The organism is Zobellia nedashkovskayae, assembly GCF_015330125.1.
GTDB lineage: Bacteria > Bacteroidota > Bacteroidia > Flavobacteriales > Flavobacteriaceae > Zobellia > Zobellia nedashkovskayae.
In genome coordinates, this window is the sequence record NZ_JADDXR010000002.1 from 3,908,805 (window position 1) to 3,929,248 (window position 20,444).

Sequence of the window (20,444 nt, forward strand, 5' to 3'; positions counted from 1 at the left end):
GTGATAAAAACAACGTGGTTAAGTAATTACTTTACAGATTATAAGTACGATGAAATGTTTACTCCAAAGATGGATGTTAAACCGCATTGGACAAAACTTTTTAAAGGTCTGGGGGAACTAGGTGAAGAAGGGTTAAATGCACGTCAGAGAGATATTGACTGGCTTTTAGCAGAGAATGGTGTCACCTATAATGTTTATAATGACCCTAAAGGACTGCATAGACCATGGAATCTAAACGCGGTTCCTTTTTTACTGCATGAGAGCGAATGGAAACTTGTTGAAACAGGATTACAGCAAAGAGCAGAGTTATTAAACCTAGTGCTCAAAGATGTCTATGGCGAGCGTAATCTTATCAAAAACGGAATCGTACCCAGTGAGATTATTTATGGCCACCGCGGCTTTTTACGCCAATGTACAGGAATAAAATATACTGCTAAAAAACTACTTTCTATGTACGCTGCGGATATTGCCCGCGGTACAGATGGGCGTTTGTGGGTCGTAAATGACCGCGCAGAAGCTCCCTCCGGTATGGGGTACGCATTAGAGAACAGATCTACCACAAGTAGAATGTTACCGGAAATGTTCTCTAAAATGAACGTAAAGGGTCTTTCTGGTTTTTTCCAAGAGTTCAACCAAATGTTGGTTGATGCTGCTCCTGATAATAGGGAAAATCCAAACATCGTTATTTTAACTCCGGGTTCTCATAACGAAACTTATTTTGAACATGCTTTTTTAGCTTCTTTTCTAGGTTATCCATTAGTACAGGGCAATGATTTAGTAGTTCGTAACGGATTTTTATGGATGAAATCCTTAAAGGGATTAAAACAAGTAGATGTTGTTCTTAGAAGAGTAGATGATGCATATATAGATCCATTAGAACTTAGAGAAGACTCACGTCTTGGTGTTGCGGGGTTACTAGATGTCGTGCGAAGAAATAACGTGGCAATTATAAATCCTGTGGGTAGTGCCGTATTGGAAAATCCTGGGTTAATACCTTTCATGCCGGCCATAGCAAGATATTTTCTTAAAGAAGAACTTATTTTACCTCAAATAGCTTCATGGTGGTGTGGTCAGGAAAAGGAACGGAATTATGTTTTAAACAATATTTCTAGCCTCGTAATTAAAAGAATAGATCGTACCAATCGCGAGAGTATTCATTTTGGGGAATTTTTGACTCCAGATGAAATAGAAAAGCTAAAAGCAGAAATTAACCTTAGACCATACAGATTCGTGGCCCAAGAGAAAATTAGTTTTTCTACAGCTCCAAATCTTACCAACGGAAAAATTGAGCCACGTAATTTAGTGGCTAGAACTTTCTCCATTGCTACGGAAGATGGGTATTCGGTAATGCCGGGCGGTCTAGTGCGTGTTGCTCCGGATAGAGATACCGTTCGTGTATCCAATCAGCGAGGTGGTACCAGTAAAGATTTTTGGATACTGGAAGATGCAGCAAGTAAAGAGACCAAAGCACATTACTGGCAACCAAAACCATCTATTGGTGCTACAGGTTTAAATGATTTGCCCAGCCTTACTGCTGAAAATCTGTATTGGGCCGGTCGTTATGTGGGTCGTACCTTAGTAAATGCACGTTTTTTAAGGATGGTGCTTAAACAGATGGTTCTTGTTCAGAATAGTAGTGAAAAACCAGATAGTGTTAAGTTACAGGTGCTTTTTAACGCAGTAACACAGTTAACCGGAACCTTTCCGGGATTCTCCAAGGCAAATAAAAAAGGAGAATTTGCAATGGATGATCCTTATAAAGAAATACTGTCCGTTATTCTAGATAAAGATCGCTCCGGGAGTTTAGCACACACCATTAGTATGTTCAGTAATTCTTACTATTCCATAAGAAACCTTTGGTCTTCGGATATGTGGCGCGTTTTTGAGAATATTCAAAAAATATGGAGAAATTTTGAAGAGGATTCTGATAGATCTATAAACAAAATAATAAAAGTGCTCAATCAATTAATAACCCGTTTAATTGCATTTATGGGCTTAATTGAAGAAAGCATAATGGTGCAGCAAGGTTTGTTGCTTTACTTTATTGGCTTGCAGCTAGAACAGAGTACACTAACAATTACCAAATGCAGATCTTTATTATCTATAAAGTATGATGAACAAGTAGAGTATGAATTATTAGAGTATCTATTAGTTAGTCATGAAAGTTTAAATATCTACAGACATAGTTACCGTTCTTATATACAAATAGAGCATGTTATTGATTTGATTATGCTTGATTTGGAATATTCAAGATCACTAACCTATATGTTTAATAGGATTCAAAAAGATATATCAAAATTACCTCACTCAGATTCTATGCATCATTTGGTGGATTATCAGAAATATATATTTGAAGGGTTTTCAAAATTACGTTTAGCTAATTCAATGGATCTTGTAAAATCCGAATCAAAAGATGATGTAGTACGAAAAGATTTAGATAATTTACTGGAGGAACTATCCGACTTACTTTATGAAACGTCCCAATCCATATCAAAAACTTATTTTGATCACACGACCAAGCAAAATCAATTAGTTAGACAGTCTTTTCCAATTTAGTTATGATATTCAATATTACACATATTACGAAATATGAATATAACGCTCCGGTTAGTTATTGTCATAATATAGCAACCCTAAGGCCTCGGGAATCTAACGGCCAGCAATTGTTGTCTTATAAAATTGATGTTGTTCCTGAGCCTGCGGAAATATCTGAACGAGTAGATTTTTTCGGGAATTACTTAACTCGTTTTTCTATACAAACGCAGCATACCGTATTAAAAGTAATCACCCAAAGTAAAGTGTTACGTGATTATACGCAACAACATGAATCATTTTTTTCCGATTCTTGCAAAGGGGTTACTTTAAATGATGCTTTAAATGCTTTAAATAGTAATGATCCTGAAATTATAGAGGCTAAGCAATATATATTAGAGTCTATTTTTATCCGCAAAACAGATCAGGCCATTAAGGATTATGCAGAACTATCATTTAATGGCAATAGATCGGTTTTTGAAGCGGCTTATGAATTAATGCAGCGCATTTATACAGATTTTGATTTTGATTCCGGGTTTACAACTATTTCTACACCTATTGACGAGGTTATGAGAGAAAAAAAAGGAGTTTGTCAAGATTTTGCACAAATAGCCATTGCCTGTATTAGATCAATTGGGTTACCAGCCCGTTACATTAGTGGTTATATAGAAACATTACCTCCCGAAGGAAAAGAGAAGCTAGTGGGTTCTGATGCCTCCCATGCTTGGTTCGCTATTTATATACCTACTTTTGGTTGGGTAGACTTTGATCCTACAAATAATCAAATTCCTTTAAACCAGCATATTGTTGTGGGTTGGGGCAGGGATTATTATGATGTCCCGCCATTAAAGGGTGTCGTGTTCGGTAGTGGTAAAAGCAAACTTAAAGTTGCTGTTGATATAGCCGCAGCGGCCCAATAGGGAAATTCACTTATCTGTTTTACTTTCTAATTTGGTCAATCTGCTACAATGATTCTTATACTAAAAACAGGAACTACATATAACTCCATCAAGTCCGAATACCGAGATTTTGAAGATTGGATTATTACAAATATGAATTTGAAAGAAGGTGAGTTTTTAATTCATCCGACTGAAGATTATCAGACTGTGCCTCCAGATAACAACTACAAAGGAATAGTAATTACAGGGTCACACGCAATGGTTACTGATATTGAGCCTATTGAGAATAAAATGTGTAGTTGGTTGCTGAATGCGCACAACAATGGAATGCCCCTGTTGGGCATTTGTTATGGACACCAATTACTGTGTGCCCTTGTTGGTGGAACTGTATCATACAATAGTATGGGAACAGTTATTGGTTCGGAAAAAACTATGTTAACTGCAGAAGGCCAAACAGATAAGCTTCTTGGTGAATTTCCACCTGATTTCAAAGTCTATAAAGCCCATAAACAAAGTGTATCTGATCTCCCAAAATCAGCCAAGATTCTTTCTGTTAACGAAACCGGTATGATAGATGCTTTTAGATTAGATGAACGTACTTGGGGCGTTCAGTTCCATCCTGAGTTTGACCAAAATATCACTAAAGCTTACATTAATGAACTTTCTGATGAACTGGTAAGTGAAGGACGAGATTTTTTAAAGTTAACTAATGAAGTTGATGATATAGCTTATGGTCCTAAACTATTAAAACGTTTCAGATGGATAACAGAAAATACTTGAGGAAAAACGTAATTATAAAAAAAGCCGACTCTTTCGAAGTCGGCTTTCTTATATAACATTTTCTATGTTTAGAGATATGCTTTTAAAATTTCGTTCTGCGATTTATTTCTTAAAAGGCGGATGGCTTTTTCTCTGATTTGTCTAACACGTTCCCGAGTAATATCAAAGAGTTCACCAATTTCACTTAAGCTTATTGGTGCTCGCTCTCCAATACCATAATAAAGCTTTATAATTTCACTTTCTCTATTTGGAAGTGTGTTTAGAATGGAATCTATGTCCGTTCTAAGTGAATCCATCATCATACCCGCATCAGGACTGATCGCATCATTGGATTTTACAACATCATATAAATTAGAACCCTCTCCTTCTTTAAAAGGCGCGTCCATAGACAAATGCTTTCCAGAGTTTTTTACTGCAATTTTAACTTGCGAAGCACTCATGTCTAATTCTCTGGCAATTTCAATAGCACTAGGAGGACGTTGGTAAGATTGTTCTAAAGAAGAGTATACTTGATTAATTTTACTGATTTCGCCAATCTTATTCAATGGTATTCGTACCATTCGCGAATGTTGTGAAATTGCGGACATTATAGCTTGTCTAATCCACCATACGGCATACGAGATAAATTTAAATCCGCGGGTTTCATCAAAACGTTTTGCTGCTTTAACCAATCCAATATTTCCTTCATTGATCAAATCCGAAAGTCGTAAGCCACTTCCTTGATATTGTTTTGCTGTAGAAACTACAAAACGTAAATTGGCATTTACTAATTTATTAAGGGCAATCTGATCTCCTTCACGTATTCTTCTGGTCAGTTCTACTTCTTCCTCTGCGGTAATTAAATCAATTTTGGATATTTCTTGAAAGTACTTTTCTAAGGATTTAGTATCTCTGTTTGTAATTTGTTTAGTGATCTTTAGTTGCCTCATATATTTATTTTATTTTTAGTTCGTATCTATATTATACAATTTTTATTACGTTAATCCTAATGAAATTCAATATTCTTTGATTATTATTCAAATTTATACCCTTCTGAAAAGGCTGAATTATATTTTTAGTATGATTCATGAACTCTCAACTTAAAAATACCTTATTATGAATTGGGCAAAACGAATAAACTGGTAGTGGAAGAGAAGCCTAATGAATAAGGATTGGTGACATGATACTATTCACAATTATATATTTTATCCCCTTATATACTGATGAATAAACAAACCGCCTGTTTAAAGACGATTTTATTCTTGGACTTATGGTTTTTCTACTATATTTTTCGTAGTTTAATAGGCATAGTACTACAGGTAGTACTTACAAGACTTTCTAATAACAATTAATCCTTTCTAATTCTTATTTATTAGCTGATTTTTAAGTGAAAAATAATTTTTCAACAGGAGAAAATGCGCCATTTTTTATGTCAAAAATTGATTTTACATCTTATGATACCAAAGGATTTTATGACGAAATGTTTGATGAAAACAATATCGTCAGACCTAATTATAAAATGTTCCTGGAGCGACTGGAAAAACTCAGTCACAAAAAACTTTCAAGTTTACAACATGCTACAGATAGATCTCAACTCTCTTTAGGGATGACCTTTAATGTCTATGCAGATAACCAAGGGGTAGAGCGTATTCTTCATTTAGATATTATTCCTAGAATCATAGGTGATTCTGAGTGGACATCACTAGAAAAGGGTTTACAGCAGCGTATAAAAGCACTTAACTTGTTCATACAGGATATTTATAATGACCAAAAGGTGTTTAAGGATAAAATTATTCCAAAGGATATGATTCTATCCAGCGTCTCATATCTGAAACAGTTGGAAGGTTTTAAACCTCCAAAAGATATTTGGTGTCATATTACGGGGTCTGATTTAATAAAAGGCGGTGACGGACAATATTATGTCTTAGAAGATAACTTAAGATGCCCTTCTGGAGTATCATATATGCTTGAGAACCGAGAAATTCTTAAAAGAACATTTCCTGAATTATTTGACCAACTAGGGGTAAAACCTGTTTATGATTACACACATACTTTAAGAGATACCTTAGAATATCTTTCTGACGAAGAAAAACCAATTGTAGTGGTACTAACGCCAGGCGTTTATAATGCTGCCTATTTTGAGCATTCCTATCTAGCGCAACAAATGGGTGCAGAATTGGTAGAAGGTAAAGATTTAATAGTAAAAAACGATATCGTTTATATGATCACCACCAAAGGTCTGCAACGCGTAGATGTTATTTACCGTAGGTTGGATGATGAGTATATAGATCCATTAGTATTTAATAAACAGTCTTTATTGGGTACCCCTGGATTATTTAATGCCTATATAAAAGGAAATGTTGCATTGGTTAACGCGCCGGGAACTGGAGTGGTAGATGATAAAGCAGTTTATGCTTACATTCCAAGAATCATAAAATATTATTTAGGAGAGGACATGATTTTGCCAAACGTAAAAACCTATATCTGTGACGAAGAACAAGATAGGAAATACGTCATTGATAACATCCATAATTTAGTTGTAAAACAGACAGATGCATCGGGTGGTTATGGAATGTTAATTGGACCAAAATCAACCAAAAAAGAACAGCAAGAATTTATTACAAAAATTAAACAAAATCCTAGAAATTATATAGCACAGCCTATGATTAACCTTTCTAGAGTGCCAACTATAACAGATGACACTATTGAAGGACGCCATGTAGATCTAAGACCGTATGCATTATTTGGGGATGACATTAAAATTATACCAGGTGCGTTAACGCGTGTGGCTCTAACAAAAGGATCAATAGTTGTGAACTCTTCCCAAGGTGGTGGAAGTAAAGACACTTGGGTATTAAACAGATAAATTAAAAATTATGCTAGGCAGAGTCGCAAACACTATATATTGGATGAACAGATATCTTGAGCGTGCAGAGAATTATGCACGTTTTATGGATGTAAATTATAATTTATCGCTAGAATTACCCCCTAACGAAGAGCAGCAGTGGAAGCCGCTTGTGGTTATAACTGGAGATTGGGAATTATATGAATCACTTAATGCTAAAGTAGAAAAAAGCAAAGTCAACTATTTTTTGGCCTTTGATGAAAAGAATCCTAATTCTATTTACAATTGTATCTTGCTCGCCAGAGAAAATGCGCGTGCCGTAAGACCTGAAATTACAAAAGAGATCTGGGAGCAAATAAATTCACTTTATTTTTTAGTAAAGGATGGTTTAGAACAAAAACTTCTTGATGATAAGGAATTAAGGGGCTTTTTGACAGAAATAAAAAACGGATGTCAACTGGTATATGGCATGTACGATTCTACGATATCAAGAAACGAGGGTTGGAATTTTGGGAAATTAGGACAGGTAATAGAACGTGCGGATAAAACATCTAGAGTTTTAGATGCTAAATACCATTTACTATTACATTCTCCAGCAAAGGTTGGATCTTCATTAGATTTAATACAATGGGCTGCTCTTTTAAAGTCAGTTAGTGCGTACGATATGTACAGAAAAAAATGCGGGAAGCTAACACCTTCAGGTATTGCGGAATTTTTAATTTTAGACACGGAATTCCCTAGGTCTATTTTAGCATGTTTAATAAGTGCCGAAAAATCCCTCATCACCTTATGTGGCAGTTCAGTTGGTTTTAGCAATATTGCTCAAAAACAATTAGGTGCTTTAAAATCTCAATTGGAATATGATGATATCAATGATATCATAAGCCAAGGAATGCACGAATATCTTAATGACATTCAGCGTAGGTTAAATGAGATTTCTTCTTCTATTTATAATTCTTTCTTTGACATAGAAATCCATGTATAAAAACCCACGAATGCATATATTCTTTACGCCCTAAAAAAACAGGAATCGACATATGAAATTAAAAATCACCCATAGTACGACCTATGTATTTGATTCGGAAGTATTTTTAGAACCTCATTATTTAAGATTCCGCCCAAGACAGACGGCTTATGTTGATTTAAATGAGTTTTCTATGTCTATTGTTCCAACGCCTAGCGGACGTAAATTAATTCAAGACGAAGAAAATAATGTAGTAGATTTTTGTTGGTTTGATGGGCTCACAAGCAACCTTACCATCACCGTAGAGAGTATTTTAGAAACAAAACCGTATAATCCTTTTGATTTTCTTCTAGAACCTCAAAGCTATAATCAGCTTCCTTTTGAATATGATGAGTTAAAGAAAAAACTATTATTCCCTTACTTAGACGGTCTACCTATCTCACAAGAATTAATTGATTATGGGGCGCAAATGCTTGAGAAAGCAAAATTTAATACCATTCATTTTTTAACACAACTCACCAACCAATTACATAAAGATTTTACTGTAGAATATAGAGAAGATGGCGCGCCATTTCTACCGGAACATACTTTTGAAATAAAAAGAGGTTCTTGTCGTGATTTGTCGTGGATGCTAATTAATCTACTAAGACAACAAGGTATTGCCGCTCGTTTTGTAAGCGGTTATTATTATTTTGACATGATTGTACCGGCATTTGAATTACATGCTTGGGTAGACGTTTTTTTACCTGGTATTGGTTGGTTGGGTTTAGATCCTAGTCATGGTATTCTAACCGGTAATACACATTTTCCCATTGCTACAAGTTCTCATTATGAAAATACAATGCCTGTTTCTGGAGGAATTAGGGGTAGTGCAAGTTCTAAACTTACCACACAACTGATGATTGAGAAAATATAAATGCAATTCCCCTAAATATTTCTAGGGGTAGTTAGATATCATAGTGACTTAGTTTTCTAACCCCTGAGCCTCATAAACTGTTCAAATTTATTGTTACAACTTTTTTCGGTTAATAATCAATTTGAATCGGCAATAGTAATAGTATGATGCGGATTATTTTTACGACTAGATATCAATTTAAGAAACTTTAAACTACTAATATGGACTATTTACTAATTGCATTACAAGTTATTGTAGCACTGAGCATCCTTAATGTATGGCTTGTACAGAATAAAAAACCTACACAATGGCGTGGTGGTAATGCAACAACTATTATTGAAGAGTTCAAAGTTTATGGTCTTCCCGTTTGGATGTGTTTTGTTGTGGGTACTTTAAAAATACTATTCGCTTTAGGTTTATTAGCCGCCATCTGGTATCCTAGTTTTAGAGAACCATCTGCTTTGGGTCTTGCGGCATTACTTTTAGGCTCTATTGCAATGCATTTGAAAATAAAAGACCCCATAAAAAAATCGCTCCCAGCTTTCATCTTTTTAACGATGTGCTTGTATATTGCTTTTCCAATATTTTAATTCCTTCTAGATAATTGTAATCAACTTATAAAAGAGATAAGCATTTAATAAGGCATATAAGAGGGAAGGTGCAGATTGAAAAAAGCCATCCTTGATTTTCAAACGGACAGCAAAACCTAAAATCATAAGAATAGAAAGACTTAATGCGGCAGCGGTTTGTACTGTTGGGGAATAAAAATAACCCAATAGCAATCCTAAACCTCCAACAAGCTGCAGCGCTCCAACTACTGTTCTAAATTTATCCAAGCCATATCTTACAAACTCTTTTTTCATTTGAGGTAAAAAGAAGCACCCAAAACCAAAAAATAGAAATGATAAAGCGGAGAAAAAAGTAAAAATAGTTAACATGCAGGTGGTGTTTCTAAAAGAGCTTTTGTTAGTATTTAAAAAGTTAAAAGTAGCCAGTATTTAAATATTAGGTTGAATGGCTAGAGTTTTTTTTGAACTCTAAAGGATTTATCACTTCACCCTTTCTCATTTCAATGCCATAGTTCTAGGGAGATATGAAAAAGGCGTAGAATACCTGTATTAATGAAATCTCGTAATCCTGTTCTTTAAAAAACATACTTATTCAAACTATAAAAGCCCATCTAAAATTATTTAGATGGGCTTTTGTAATATTAAAATTAACTAGTTACTCTTCTTCGGTAACAAGGGCGTCAGCCATTTCTAATTCTTCATTCATGCTATTGTCTACAGGAACAGAATTCTTTAACATTGTAAATTTCTCCAAACGTTTCATATCATCTTCCTCGCCAGAAAAGTATGGGAAAACATCTACAATAGGAGATTCAGAGATAGCAGGTATGGTATATTCACCCATGGTATCTTTCATTACGCCAATAGTGTTATCATACGCTTCTTTTACATCATTGGCCTGTATTAACAAATACATATTTGTTTTACGCTCTTTACCGCTCTCTTCATCAAAGGCTATTAAAGACACTCGGGACTTGAACCATCTATCAGAATTCTCGAACGGGTGTATTTCAGCGTAGTTAGCCACTTTAATATTCGTAATCTTAATTTCTTCAGTATCACTCAAGTAAACAGACATCTCTTCGGTAATTCTACTTTCTGCTTCGGTATACGAAATTGCATCTACCAAAAATGGTTCTGTCTTTACCTTTTGTGTACCTGATGTTTCATCAAGTTTTCTATATTTTACCTTACATTCATACCAAGTTGCACTCATATCTTTTTGTTTATGGGTACCAAATATAAGGTTAAGCTTCAGCTGAAAAATTCAAAATATCGAATAGATATTCACAATTCTCAGACGATTTTCATATTGCTTTTAGCATGAGGAAGTTAGAGAACATAGATTACAATTTTATTTAATAGAAATAATAAGCTGTTCTTCAACCTCTATAAAAAATAAATTATAATCCTTCACTTAGAATAAGCCCACATTGGCTATAAACAAAGACCAATTCGCTGATAATATTCAAATACCATCTGGGTATTCATTAGGTTTGCTTTTAATCATAAGAAACTGAAATACAGAATAATGAGGTTTGTTTTAAATAAAATTGGATTATCACTTAGTATAATGATGTTGTTCGCATTAGTAGAAAGTTATGCTCAAGAACCAGAAGAAAATATTGAAGACCATATAACATACAATAGCTATATGGATGCTGATAATATTTATGTAGAACTCAGTACCACTAATCGCCCAACTATGCTTTCTATGTTACACCGCGGGCTTTATGTTTATTTTGATGTAAAGGGAAAGAAAAAAAAGAACGTTTCCGTTCTATACCCTTCCGAAGTAAAGCTTCCCCAAAGAGGTGCAGGTAGAAATAAACCTAATAGTGAAGAAATTGAAGAGGAAGACCAACAAGGACCGGATATTTTAACTATGGTGGAAGAAATGCCAAAAATGGGCAAATATAATAACCTAGATTTTGAAGAAGATTTTCATTTGGACCTTAACAATTTGGGTATCTCCATAACTTATAATTATGAAGTAGAAGGAGAGTTGTTACGTTATGAACTTAAGATGCCTAAACAATACATATCCGATAGTGAAATTGATTTTTCTAAATTTTCAATAGGTGTGGTAACCCCAAAAATTGAAAAGAAAAATGAGGATGGGGGTTCCAGTTTAAGCTTTGGTGGCGGAGGTTCTGGTGGAGGATCTAGAGGTGGTGGAGGTCAAGGTGGTGGACCTAGAGGAGGCGGTAGCGGCTCCAGACCCAGTGGTCCTCCAAAACAAGATAAAGGACCAGAAGCGATGACTATAGATTTTTGGTTTAATCCAAACTTTGTGGAGTAGTTCAGTTTGGAGTAAGGAGTGTAAACTTCTTTCCTGAAAGTTCAATACAATTTCATTTTTTTATTGGTTTTAGAACCTCCTTATCAGTATGGTATAGGAGGTTTTTTTATTGGTTATTTTTAACATTAAAAATAGGTAAACTTAAAGTTTTGCTTTGAACCATTTCCTACATAAGCCCAAATTGATAAGGAGGAGAATTTCAAAAATTAAATAAAAGAGTACTATCTTAGCTATATATGGAGTTTATCAGCTATGATAATATCCAATAGACACGAATGTATACTATGGAAAAAACAGAATTTCTTGAACAAAATATCTTTCAGAATTTAAAAAACCTCAATGACGGTTTTGATTCTGATTCAATACAGTATTTCTCTGAGGCAGATTTTGAAACAGTTTTAGAACGTATTGAACAATTTGGAATTGGAATATATGAAATGAAACCTTGGCTAGACGAGGATTTTTTGGATATAAAAGTAAATGAAGATTACAGAAAAAAGGCGACCGATCCTAAATGGTATAAAAAGGCGTTTTCCGACTTTAAAAAACAACAGGCAGACCTGAAATACTCAGCAAGCTATAAAGTTTCGGATAGACTTCTGAATAGAAAAAGTGCGAGTGAAAAGGCCGCCGAAAGTGAAGCATTGCGTACAAATGAAGAATAGAGCTGTTGTAGTAATGGTATTGCGGCTAAATGGCTAAGCAAGACTCCGCAAGAGTCTCTATAATGTTTCGAATCCATTCGGATGCCTCAAAATATATTTAATCGTTTTAAGAAAGGATTTATTTTGAGTTGAAGTTAAGAATTGAATATAACAAGTAAAAAATGTAATCATGGCAAAAGGTCAAGACTCTAAGAAGAACGTAAAGAAAGCACCTGCAAAAACTGCAAAAGAAAAGAAGGAAGAAAAAAGATTGAAAAAAGCTAAATAGGAAGAGAGAGAATCTCTGTTATAGCTGAAGTATTAACTGTTTTAACAATTAAAACCAATTAATATTCTTGTGATTATGGATGTACTGAAACGAAACAACGTAAAGGTTTTTGGAAACGGTAAAAAGGCGCTTATGTTTGCCCATGGATTTGGCTGTGATCAGGTCATGTGGCGCTACATAACCCCGGCATTTGAACAGGATTATAAAATTGTGCTTTTTGATTATGTAGGTTGCGGTAAATCCGAAATGGCTTCCTATAATGAAAGCAAGTATGCTTCCCTTCAAGGATATGCTTCAGATATTATAGAGATTTGCACGGAACTCCAATTAAAAGATGTTGTTTTTATTGGGCATTCGGTAAGCTCAATGATTGGGGTACTTGCTTCTATTCAACGTCCTGAATTATTCAATTCCCTTGTATTCGTTTGCCCATCTAGCTGTTATATCAACAAGGAAGACTATGTAGGTGGTTTTGAAAAAAAGGATTTGGAGGAGTTGCTGGACGTAATGGAAAATAATTATGTAGAGTGGTCTAATTATTTGGCGCCTATAGTTATGAAAAATTCGGATAAGCCAGAGCTTACAGAGGAACTCGCTAGTAGTTTCTGCTCCATGGATAATAAAATTACGAGAAGTTTTGCGCGGGTTACTTTTTTCTCGGACAACAGAGAAGATCTCAAAAAAGTAAAAGTTCCCAGCCTAATCCTACAATGTGCGCAAGATGATATAGCACCGGAACAGGTGGGTAAATATATTCACGAAAGATTAGAAGATAGTAGAATGGTATTTATGAAAGCTACAGGCCATTGTCCGCACATGAGCCACCCGGAAGAGACTATTGAGTGCATTAAAAATTTTATTACAAAAGAATTTGAACCTAGTGAACTGCAAAAATTTTGAACGATAATGCTCCCTGCTTTCTGTTCTCCTTTGTCGCTGATCATCATATAGATTATGTAAATGATTTAATGATGGAAGCTTTAGGTTATGAGGACCATGAGATTCTGAATACCCTAAGGTTCGAGGATTTATTGTCTGGAGGTAGTCGTATTTTATACAAGACTCATTTTTATCCTATGCTCATCATTCAAAAGGATATTGAGGAGATTTTTATTTCTCTTCGCTCAAAAACGGGGGAGGAAATCCCCGTTCTTATCAACATGTCTTTTATAAAAAAAAATGGTGTGGACTATGTTACCGGAGCCGGCCTTAAGATGTCTAAGCGTAATGATTTTGAGAAAAGAATATTGGACGCTAGGCGAGATGCAGAAAAAGCACTTCAGGAGAATGAACTTTTAATCAAAACAAAAGCCCAGCTAGAAACTAGCCGGACATTGCTAGAAGATCAATTACAAAATCAGTCACGAATAAATAAAGAACAGATAGAGTTCAACAAAATCTTGGCGCATGATTTACAGGAACCACTTCGTAAAATTTCAATTTTTGCAAGTCGGTTAGAAGATTTTTCCGATCTTAAATCTCAAGAGGAGAAATCCCGGCATTATTTGAAACGGGTATTACAAATTTCAGAAAATAGTCATGCCCTTGTTAAACGTTTGCAGGTCTATCATGCACTGGACTATAAAAAACTACATTATCTGACAGCCAGTTTTGAGACTATATTAAAAGATGCCATAATAAAAACAGGTAACCTGCCGTTAGAGATAATATATGGTGAAATGGAAATGAACGAGGTATATGGTGATATTCCAAAGTTGACTATTTTGTTTAGCGAGCTTTTAAAAAACTCCTATCAATACAGGTCTCCTGAGAAACCATCTTCTATTCATATTTCAACAAGTAAGGTAACAGAAAATTATCATCAAGCATTAAAAGGAGCGTATCGTTATATAGAGTATATACGCATTACTTTTAAAGATAATTCTCTTGGTTTTCAGAACTATAGTGGAGATGACATTTTTAGACCATTACAAAGTTCAGATAATAGTTATGGCAAAGGTATTGGTTTAGCATTTTGTAAAAAGATAGTAGGATTGCATAAAGGCCGGATTTCTATTAAACCTTCAACAAATGGGGGCTCTAAATTTAGTATTCTTTTACCTTTAGAAATGCCTAACAACAAATAACTGAACTGGTTTTTAGTTTAGAATATAAAATGAAATTAGTTTTAAATTTATGGCATTGTGGCTGAATGGCTAGGCAAGACTCCGCAAGAGTCTTTATAATGGTTCGAATCCATTCGATGCCTCAAAGAGGATTTTATAAAGTAAAAACAGGAGATCTTAAAAAACCTCCTGTTTTTTTATTGCACTAGAAAGTGCAAATTAGAGTGCTTCAATTTTTGGTGGTAAACTATAAATCAATCATAAATGTTTCTGAATAATCTTTTTTGAATAATATATCCATTACCTTCTAAACTTGTATGTATTTAATAGTTAGATATTTCTCGTGAATAGGTGTACACCATTACGTATGAAACTAAAAGATAAGCGCTATAACTGATATTTGTCATCTTTTTTGAGGCTTCAAGTTTATAGATTTACATCATAAGCAATAGCCATTATAGCACAATGTTTTATAAAAATATTTACGATATCTCTCGAGGATGTTTTAACACCTATTGACATAAAAGTGAACGATTTCAAAAAAAATAAAGCTTAAAAACAATTCCTTAAACTAAAACATATAATTATGACAATATTATTTAATACTGATAAAACAATAAACGGTAATGAAAGAGGCCAATCTTATTTCACCTCCATGATAGAAGAGGGGTTAAGAAATTATGAATCCCATATTACTAGAGTAGAGGCCCATGTCTCTGATGAAAACGGAAAAAAAGAAGGAGTTAAGGATATGCGATGTTTGTTGGAAACTAGAATCGCTGGTAAACAACCTATAGCCGTTTCATGTCAAGATGATACCGTTGAACTTGCTGTATCTGGAGCTATCGATAAACTTACGGCTTCTTTAGAAACAATTATTGGAAAGATGCATAATCACAAACCTGTATAGTTTGCCTTGAAAACTATATTTTAGAGCAAGAATTTATTTTGAAGATTATCTTAAAAAAAGGGTAATAACCAATTATGGTTATTACCCTTTTTTGCATGTAATCAGATATTTACACAAAAAAATCAACCATTCATACAAACATCTATTTTTTACGAACACCCCATAACTAATTTCGATGTAGAAACATATTAATTAAAATATAGAACATATGGGAGTTTTAAACGTAACAGAATATAGGGTGGGTACCAATAGGAGTAGAACCAATACAAACGCTCATCGTTTCTACCTTTCACTAAAAGGTAGAAACGAAAGTGGAGTAGTGAATAGCGCAATTATTTATTTCTGGCCATCAAGGCCAACAGATACGGTTGGTTATATTGCGGGGTCGCTATTTGTAGGAATGTTAGATGATAGTGATTTTCAATATTGGTATGATATATTAAGAAATGAAAAGCCCGTTAAATTAAACTATGTAGAAAACTCAGATGCTTCAGTAAACAAAGTATGGCATATTAGTATTGGCACTGGCGATGAAGGTGTTGGAGAAGGTCCAAAAGACTTTAATGATTAAAATTATGGATTTTACAATATTGATTTTAAGATGGTTTTGCAGTTAAGACCAAAGCAATACCTATTGTTTAGATAATCCTGTAAGTTTATAAAAACTTCCCTTTCTACATAAATCAGTACATTTAAAGTGTTTTCGAATTACATTGCCCCAGTCAGGTTAATATATGTATCCAATACCTATGGGATTTTAAAAACACTAAAATGAGTAGAACTTTTTTCAAGCTGTTATTTATAGGAATTTCTTTGTTCTTTGTGAGTTGTAGTAAAGACAAGAACGAAAACAACATTATTGAAACTGATGATATAGCCGAAGTAGTTACAGATACAACAATTAATAAAACAAAGCTTTTTTGGTTGTATTTGCACCATGAGGAAATTCCAGATACATTAATAGAGACCGAAGCTCCTAAACGAGATTTAATCGTTATGAATGCTTGGTTTCATGAATATGTACAAAAATTTAAAGCGGTAAACCCGGAAATAAAAACATTGGTCTATAAAGACCTTACTTCAACAAGAAGTTACGCTGTGGAAAATGGAGAAGATAATAAATACCTGCCCACTGGAGTCGGTTTTCAATACGCAGACACCAATCACCCTGAATGGTTTTTACTGGATACCAATGAAAACCGATTGGAATATACCGGCTATCCTGACCATTGGCAAATGGATATTGGCAATACCGAATACCAACAACAATGGGCAAATCAAGTAGGTGAGGAGCTTGTTACCAATGACTGGGACGGAGTGTTAATGGACAATGCCATTTATACACTAGACACCTACCATGAAAATGTGTTTCCAAAAAACTATGAAACTAACACGGAGTTTCAATTGGCGTACAAATCAATGTTGACAACTATAAACACCAGACTTAAGGCGGATAATAAAATAGGAATTGCAAATATTACCAATACAAGATTATATCCGGGAGTTTGGGAAAGTTATATGCAACATCTAGATGGTGGTTTAGACGAGTGGTGGCTTGTATTTAGTAATGGAAATTATCTTTCGGATTATACAGAAGGATTTGTTCCGCAAATAAATGAGGTAGTCACTAATGAAGTAGAGAACAAAATTACTCTAGTACAACCGCACAGCTCCACATCCGACAATCAAGGTTTTTATTATGCTTTTGCCAGTTATTGGTTAGTAAACGATGGGAATACTTATTTTTCCGAACAGGAGGTTACCGATGCCTACAATGAACCTTCTCCATGGCGAGAAGAATACACATGGAATTTTGGGAAAGCGGACGACACCTATTTTCAGGTTGAAAGTGGAGTGTATAGAAGAAATTTTTCTCATGCTATTGTTTTGGTAAACGCCAATGAAACCGGAGCTGTAGAGGTTAATTTAGATGCCCCATATTTGAATGAAATGGGGGAGGAAGTTACATCTATACTACTAAACGGATTGAACGGTAGTGTCTTAAGGAAGGTATACAAAGAATAAAAGTTAAGTTTAAAATTGACGACCGTTAATTTCAAAATATGGGTGTTATAAATGACAGTTGTCATAAAATAAATTGGCAAGCTTTAATATCTTTCGGGCAAAATCAACCATTTTATAAATGCCCTCATGAATATAAATCCAAAAAAAATAAATAGCCTCATTAAAGAGATAGATGCTATTCTACAAAAAATTAGAAGCGAAGGGCAGAAGGCAAAACCTATTTTAAGACAGATACACCCTAATCATAAAAAGAGTGCATTAAACCTCATTCATTATCATGGGTTTAGGCAAGCAGATTTAAGGGAGACCCAAAGAAGGCTAGGAAACCTGGGTATGACCCGTTTTGCAAACGCACAAGGTCATGTAGAAGACAGCTTAGTTAAAGTCTTATACTTATTATATCGTTTGTCAGACGGTGTTCCTGCAAATTTTACCAAAGCCCAGTTGTCCACTAAGAAGAGTAAAAAACTTTTAAATTCCAATACAGCGGCACTTTTTGGAAATCCTTCGGAAGGGAGAAGGGTCCGTATTATGGTAACCATGCCGTCTCATGCGGCAAAAGACTATGGGTTGGTACGGAAAATGGTGCAAAATGGAATGAATTGCGCCAGAGTGAATTGTGCACATGATACGCCCGAGGTTTGGAAAGAAATAATTACAAATGTAAAAAAGGCTGCTGAAGAACTTGGTTCACCTGTAAAAATAGCGATGGATTTGGCAGGGCCCAAAATCAGAACAGGAGCTATTGGGATTTTACCTGAAATTCAGAAGGCGCTAAGACTATATAAAGATGATATTCTAGTGATAACGGATGACAGCATTCGTGGTGGCTCCGCTGTAGTAAATGAACATGGAGAAGTTGTAGAGAAAGCCCATATACCTTGTCAATTTTCGGGAATCTTTGAAAGAGTGAATAAAGGGGATTTATTATTGTTCGATGACGGAAAGATTGAAGGTACCATACAGTGCGTAGCAAAGGATAAATTTGAAGTCCTCATAACAAGAGCAGCAGAAAAAGGCACTAAATTAAAAGCTGAGAAAGGCATGAATTTCCCCAATACCAATTTGGGGATTAGCGGACTTACCTCAAAAGATAAAGAAGACTTAGCGTTTATAGCCAAACATGCGGATATCGTCAACTTTTCATTTGTAAATTCTAAAAAAGATGTACAAGAACTGTTGTCTGAATTACAAAGATTGGAAGTATATGATAAACTTGGAATCATTTTAAAAATAGAAACAAAATTTGCTTTTGATAATCTTGAGGAAATCCTTTTAGAAGCTATGCAAGTTAAAAAGGTTGGTGTTATGATAGCTCGTGGCGATCTAGCTGTTGAAACTGGCTGGCAGGACATTGGCCAAGTACAACACGAACTATTATCTATATGCGGAGCGGCACACATTCCCGTAATCTGGGCGACCCAAGTATTAGAAAATCTTGCAAAAAATGGACTGCCGTCCCGATCAGAAATTACAGATGTGGTCACCTCCTTAAAATCGGAATGTGTAATGCTTAACAAGGGCCCGTATATGGAAGATGTTCTGCTGCTTTTGAATACTATTCTTTCTAATATGGAAGATTTTCAGGAGAAAAATGAAACCATGCTGCCAAAAATCAGGAAGCTATAAAACATAGGTAAATGTGGCAAAATTATCCATGTTTACTTACAAATTTACTATTTTATAAGTTTCAATTATTTCATTAAAAACAAACGGTCCCGCTGAAGTAGAACTTATCGGGACCGTTTGTTGAGACCGTTAGGTATATGTCCTATGCCTATAAATTTTTATCGGCACGTTTAAACGTGTACGTTACACCAAAATTAATTCCGAATGAAGAATACGGTACCTTTTGAGATAGCACTTTTGAAGTATCTGTGTTGGTATTCGATAAATCGTCTACATAAGTAGTTTGCTTATTAACACCATCAGGTAAGTTGTCCAACGAGTAAAAAGCACTTGAGGCAACAGTTCCATCAGGGAGAACAATATCCGTGTTAAATTCTGATAGTTCAGAATCTTTTCGCTTTAAGCTTATGCCGTAATATTCTGCCTCCGCAAAAATGCTGAAATTAGAATTTAGTTCATATTTATACCCCAGTGCACCAACAAAACCTATAGGAAAATGTCCGTGAAAATCTTCTTTATAATTAGTTTCGGAATAAGAACCCTCCGGTACTCCAAAAGCAGCTGCTTCATCCTCAGAAAAAACAGATTTACGGTACACTACAGCCTCTGTTTTTCCGCCTACTTTTAATAAAGCTCCAAAACGACCGTAAATATTATTGGTAAACCTGTACACTACAGAGGCAGATGCTCCAAAAGCACGAGCTCTAGCAATAGCATCCACATTGGTACTTGGTATATTTACCTCAGATATAGTTTGATCTGAACCATTTAAATAACCAAGCGCCAAATCTGCACCAAAGGAGTCATTAAAGAAATACGTTCCTCGTATTTGAACATTGGTACCTTCACCATAACTGCCATAAGAGTTTTCCGTTTCAGAGACATTCACTTTTTCTCCTAATTTCATAGTGGCACTCCCTAGGGCATATCCGGAACTTACTGAAACTTGTAACTGCCCATAAGATATTGTACTTATTAAAACAGCGGCACATACTGTAATTAAATGTTTCATAATAGATAATTTGAAATTTTAAAAATGATTAAATAATCGAACCTATAAGCTAATTTTTAGAAGCAATATTTACTTATGACCAGGCTTTTCTTTCTTAATTAGTA

The 20,444-nt window shown here is 34.8% G+C and carries 19 protein-coding genes and 1 tRNA gene; 16 read left to right on the forward strand and 4 right to left on the reverse strand.

Annotation, left to right across the window (positions count from 1 at the left end):
• From IWB64_RS16050 to IWB64_RS16060, 3 genes are read left to right on the forward strand one after another with little or no spacing between them, the layout of a single operon-like run.
• A complete protein-coding gene (locus IWB64_RS16050) occupies positions 1-2,556 on the forward strand; it encodes a circularly permuted type 2 ATP-grasp protein (RefSeq protein WP_317171986.1) in 2,556 nt (851 codons plus the stop codon).
• A gap of 2 nt (positions 2,557-2,558) precedes the next feature.
• The gene (locus tag IWB64_RS16055; protein ID WP_194534970.1) at positions 2,559-3,452 is read left to right on the forward strand and encodes a transglutaminase family protein; all 894 of its coding nucleotides are present in this window, start codon (positions 2,559-2,561) and stop codon (positions 3,450-3,452) included.
• 48 nt (positions 3,453-3,500) lie between these two features.
• On the forward strand, positions 3,501-4,211 hold the full coding sequence (locus IWB64_RS16060; protein WP_194534971.1) for a glutamine amidotransferase: 711 nt from the start codon (positions 3,501-3,503) through the stop codon (positions 4,209-4,211).
• A gap of 68 nt (positions 4,212-4,279) precedes the next feature.
• Here the strand turns inward: IWB64_RS16060 and IWB64_RS16065 are convergent, their stop codons facing one another.
• Positions 4,280-5,140, reverse strand: coding sequence for a sigma-70 family RNA polymerase sigma factor (locus IWB64_RS16065; RefSeq protein WP_194534972.1), 861 nt, complete (start codon positions 5,138-5,140; stop codon positions 4,280-4,282).
• Positions 5,141-5,619: 479 nt separating this feature from the next.
• On the opposite strand from IWB64_RS16065, the gene IWB64_RS16070 reads away from it, so the two are divergent.
• The 4 genes from IWB64_RS16070 (at position 5,620) to IWB64_RS16085 (ending at position 9,484) form a co-directional block, all read left to right on the forward strand.
• Positions 5,620-7,056: a circularly permuted type 2 ATP-grasp protein gene (locus IWB64_RS16070; RefSeq protein ID WP_194535921.1), complete on the forward strand. Its 1,437-nt coding sequence runs from the start codon at positions 5,620-5,622 to the stop codon at positions 7,054-7,056.
• A 10-nt stretch (positions 7,057-7,066) separates the two neighbouring features.
• On the forward strand, positions 7,067-8,020 hold the full coding sequence (locus IWB64_RS16075; RefSeq protein WP_194534973.1) for an alpha-E domain-containing protein: 954 nt from the start codon (positions 7,067-7,069) through the stop codon (positions 8,018-8,020).
• Positions 8,021-8,072: 52 nt separating this feature from the next.
• A complete protein-coding gene (locus tag IWB64_RS16080) occupies positions 8,073-8,915 on the forward strand; it encodes a transglutaminase family protein (RefSeq protein ID WP_194534974.1) in 843 nt (280 codons plus the stop codon).
• 200 nt (positions 8,916-9,115) lie between these two features.
• Positions 9,116-9,484, forward strand: coding sequence for a DoxX family protein (locus tag IWB64_RS16085; protein WP_194534975.1), 369 nt, complete (start codon positions 9,116-9,118; stop codon positions 9,482-9,484).
• Between the two features lie 6 nt (positions 9,485-9,490).
• On the opposite strand, the gene IWB64_RS16090 is transcribed toward IWB64_RS16085, so the two are convergent.
• Complete coding sequence (locus IWB64_RS16090; RefSeq protein ID WP_194534976.1) at positions 9,491-9,832, reverse strand: DoxX family protein; 342 nt, start codon at positions 9,830-9,832, stop codon at positions 9,491-9,493.
• A gap of 286 nt (positions 9,833-10,118) precedes the next feature.
• Positions 10,119-10,679: a DUF4494 domain-containing protein gene (locus tag IWB64_RS16095; protein WP_194534977.1), complete on the reverse strand. Its 561-nt coding sequence runs from the start codon at positions 10,677-10,679 to the stop codon at positions 10,119-10,121.
• 315 nt (positions 10,680-10,994) lie between these two features.
• Between IWB64_RS16095 and IWB64_RS16100 the strand changes: the two genes are divergently transcribed.
• The 9 genes from IWB64_RS16100 (at position 10,995) to IWB64_RS16140 (ending at position 19,328) form a co-directional block, all read left to right on the forward strand.
• On the forward strand, positions 10,995-11,765 hold the full coding sequence (locus IWB64_RS16100; protein WP_194534978.1) for a hypothetical protein: 771 nt from the start codon (positions 10,995-10,997) through the stop codon (positions 11,763-11,765).
• A 284-nt stretch (positions 11,766-12,049) separates the two neighbouring features.
• The gene (locus IWB64_RS16105) at positions 12,050-12,430 is read left to right on the forward strand and encodes a hypothetical protein (protein ID WP_194534979.1); all 381 of its coding nucleotides are present in this window, start codon (positions 12,050-12,052) and stop codon (positions 12,428-12,430) included.
• Between the two features lie 343 nt (positions 12,431-12,773).
• On the forward strand, positions 12,774-13,598 hold the full coding sequence (locus tag IWB64_RS16110; RefSeq protein ID WP_226975915.1) for an alpha/beta fold hydrolase: 825 nt from the start codon (positions 12,774-12,776) through the stop codon (positions 13,596-13,598).
• The gene (locus IWB64_RS16115) at positions 13,595-14,785 is read left to right on the forward strand and encodes a sensor histidine kinase (protein WP_194534981.1); all 1,191 of its coding nucleotides are present in this window, start codon (positions 13,595-13,597) and stop codon (positions 14,783-14,785) included. The genes IWB64_RS16110 and IWB64_RS16115 overlap by 4 nt, the downstream gene beginning before the upstream one ends.
• Positions 14,786-14,836: 51 nt before the next feature.
• Positions 14,837-14,907 (forward strand) — tRNA-Cys (locus IWB64_RS16120).
• A 443-nt stretch (positions 14,908-15,350) separates the two neighbouring features.
• On the forward strand, positions 15,351-15,674 hold the full coding sequence (locus tag IWB64_RS16125) for an HPF/RaiA family ribosome-associated protein (protein ID WP_194534982.1): 324 nt from the start codon (positions 15,351-15,353) through the stop codon (positions 15,672-15,674).
• A 208-nt stretch (positions 15,675-15,882) separates the two neighbouring features.
• Positions 15,883-16,245, forward strand: coding sequence for a hypothetical protein (locus tag IWB64_RS16130; RefSeq protein WP_194534983.1), 363 nt, complete (start codon positions 15,883-15,885; stop codon positions 16,243-16,245).
• A gap of 200 nt (positions 16,246-16,445) precedes the next feature.
• Positions 16,446-17,699, forward strand: a complete 1,254-nt coding sequence (locus tag IWB64_RS16135; protein ID WP_194534984.1) for a putative glycoside hydrolase — start codon at positions 16,446-16,448, stop codon at positions 17,697-17,699.
• Positions 17,700-17,825: 126 nt separating this feature from the next.
• Positions 17,826-19,328 (forward strand): pyruvate kinase, encoded by a 1,503-nt coding sequence (locus IWB64_RS16140; protein ID WP_194534985.1) that lies wholly within the window; start codon positions 17,826-17,828, stop codon positions 19,326-19,328.
• 148 nt (positions 19,329-19,476) lie between these two features.
• Here the strand turns inward: IWB64_RS16140 and IWB64_RS16145 are convergent, their stop codons facing one another.
• Positions 19,477-20,340 (reverse strand): outer membrane beta-barrel protein, encoded by an 864-nt coding sequence (locus IWB64_RS16145; protein ID WP_194534986.1) that lies wholly within the window; start codon positions 20,338-20,340, stop codon positions 19,477-19,479.
• Between the last annotated feature and the right edge of the window lie 104 nt (positions 20,341-20,444).

What these genes read in the sequence shown, in the direction of transcription:
- IWB64_RS16055 (WP_194534970.1), top strand. Translation starts at nt 2,559, where the DNA reads ATGATATTCAATATTACACATATTACGAAATATGAATATAACGCTCCG.
- IWB64_RS16110 (WP_226975915.1), top strand. Translation starts at nt 12,774, where the DNA reads ATGGATGTACTGAAACGAAACAACGTAAAGGTTTTTGGAAACGGTAAA.
- IWB64_RS16135 (WP_194534984.1), top strand. Translation starts at nt 16,446, where the DNA reads ATGAGTAGAACTTTTTTCAAGCTGTTATTTATAGGAATTTCTTTGTTC.
- IWB64_RS16130 (WP_194534983.1), top strand. Translation starts at nt 15,883, where the DNA reads ATGGGAGTTTTAAACGTAACAGAATATAGGGTGGGTACCAATAGGAGT.
- IWB64_RS16065 (WP_194534972.1), bottom strand. Translation starts at nt 5,140, where the DNA reads ATGAGGCAACTAAAGATCACTAAACAAATTACAAACAGAGATACTAAA.
- IWB64_RS16080 (WP_194534974.1), top strand. Translation starts at nt 8,073, where the DNA reads ATGAAATTAAAAATCACCCATAGTACGACCTATGTATTTGATTCGGAA.
- IWB64_RS16145 (WP_194534986.1), bottom strand. Translation starts at nt 20,340, where the DNA reads ATGAAACATTTAATTACAGTATGTGCCGCTGTTTTAATAAGTACAATA.
- IWB64_RS16075 (WP_194534973.1), top strand. Translation starts at nt 7,067, where the DNA reads ATGCTAGGCAGAGTCGCAAACACTATATATTGGATGAACAGATATCTT.
- IWB64_RS16070 (WP_194535921.1), top strand. Translation starts at nt 5,620, where the DNA reads ATGTCAAAAATTGATTTTACATCTTATGATACCAAAGGATTTTATGAC.
- IWB64_RS16100 (WP_194534978.1), top strand. Translation starts at nt 10,995, where the DNA reads ATGAGGTTTGTTTTAAATAAAATTGGATTATCACTTAGTATAATGATG.
- IWB64_RS16125 (WP_194534982.1), top strand. Translation starts at nt 15,351, where the DNA reads ATGACAATATTATTTAATACTGATAAAACAATAAACGGTAATGAAAGA.
- IWB64_RS16060 (WP_194534971.1), top strand. Translation starts at nt 3,501, where the DNA reads ATGATTCTTATACTAAAAACAGGAACTACATATAACTCCATCAAGTCC.
- IWB64_RS16095 (WP_194534977.1), bottom strand. Translation starts at nt 10,679, where the DNA reads ATGAGTGCAACTTGGTATGAATGTAAGGTAAAATATAGAAAACTTGAT.
- IWB64_RS16085 (WP_194534975.1), top strand. Translation starts at nt 9,116, where the DNA reads ATGGACTATTTACTAATTGCATTACAAGTTATTGTAGCACTGAGCATC.
- IWB64_RS16140 (WP_194534985.1), top strand. Translation starts at nt 17,826, where the DNA reads ATGAATATAAATCCAAAAAAAATAAATAGCCTCATTAAAGAGATAGAT.
- IWB64_RS16105 (WP_194534979.1), top strand. Translation starts at nt 12,050, where the DNA reads ATGGAAAAAACAGAATTTCTTGAACAAAATATCTTTCAGAATTTAAAA.
- IWB64_RS16090 (WP_194534976.1), bottom strand. Translation starts at nt 9,832, where the DNA reads ATGTTAACTATTTTTACTTTTTTCTCCGCTTTATCATTTCTATTTTTT.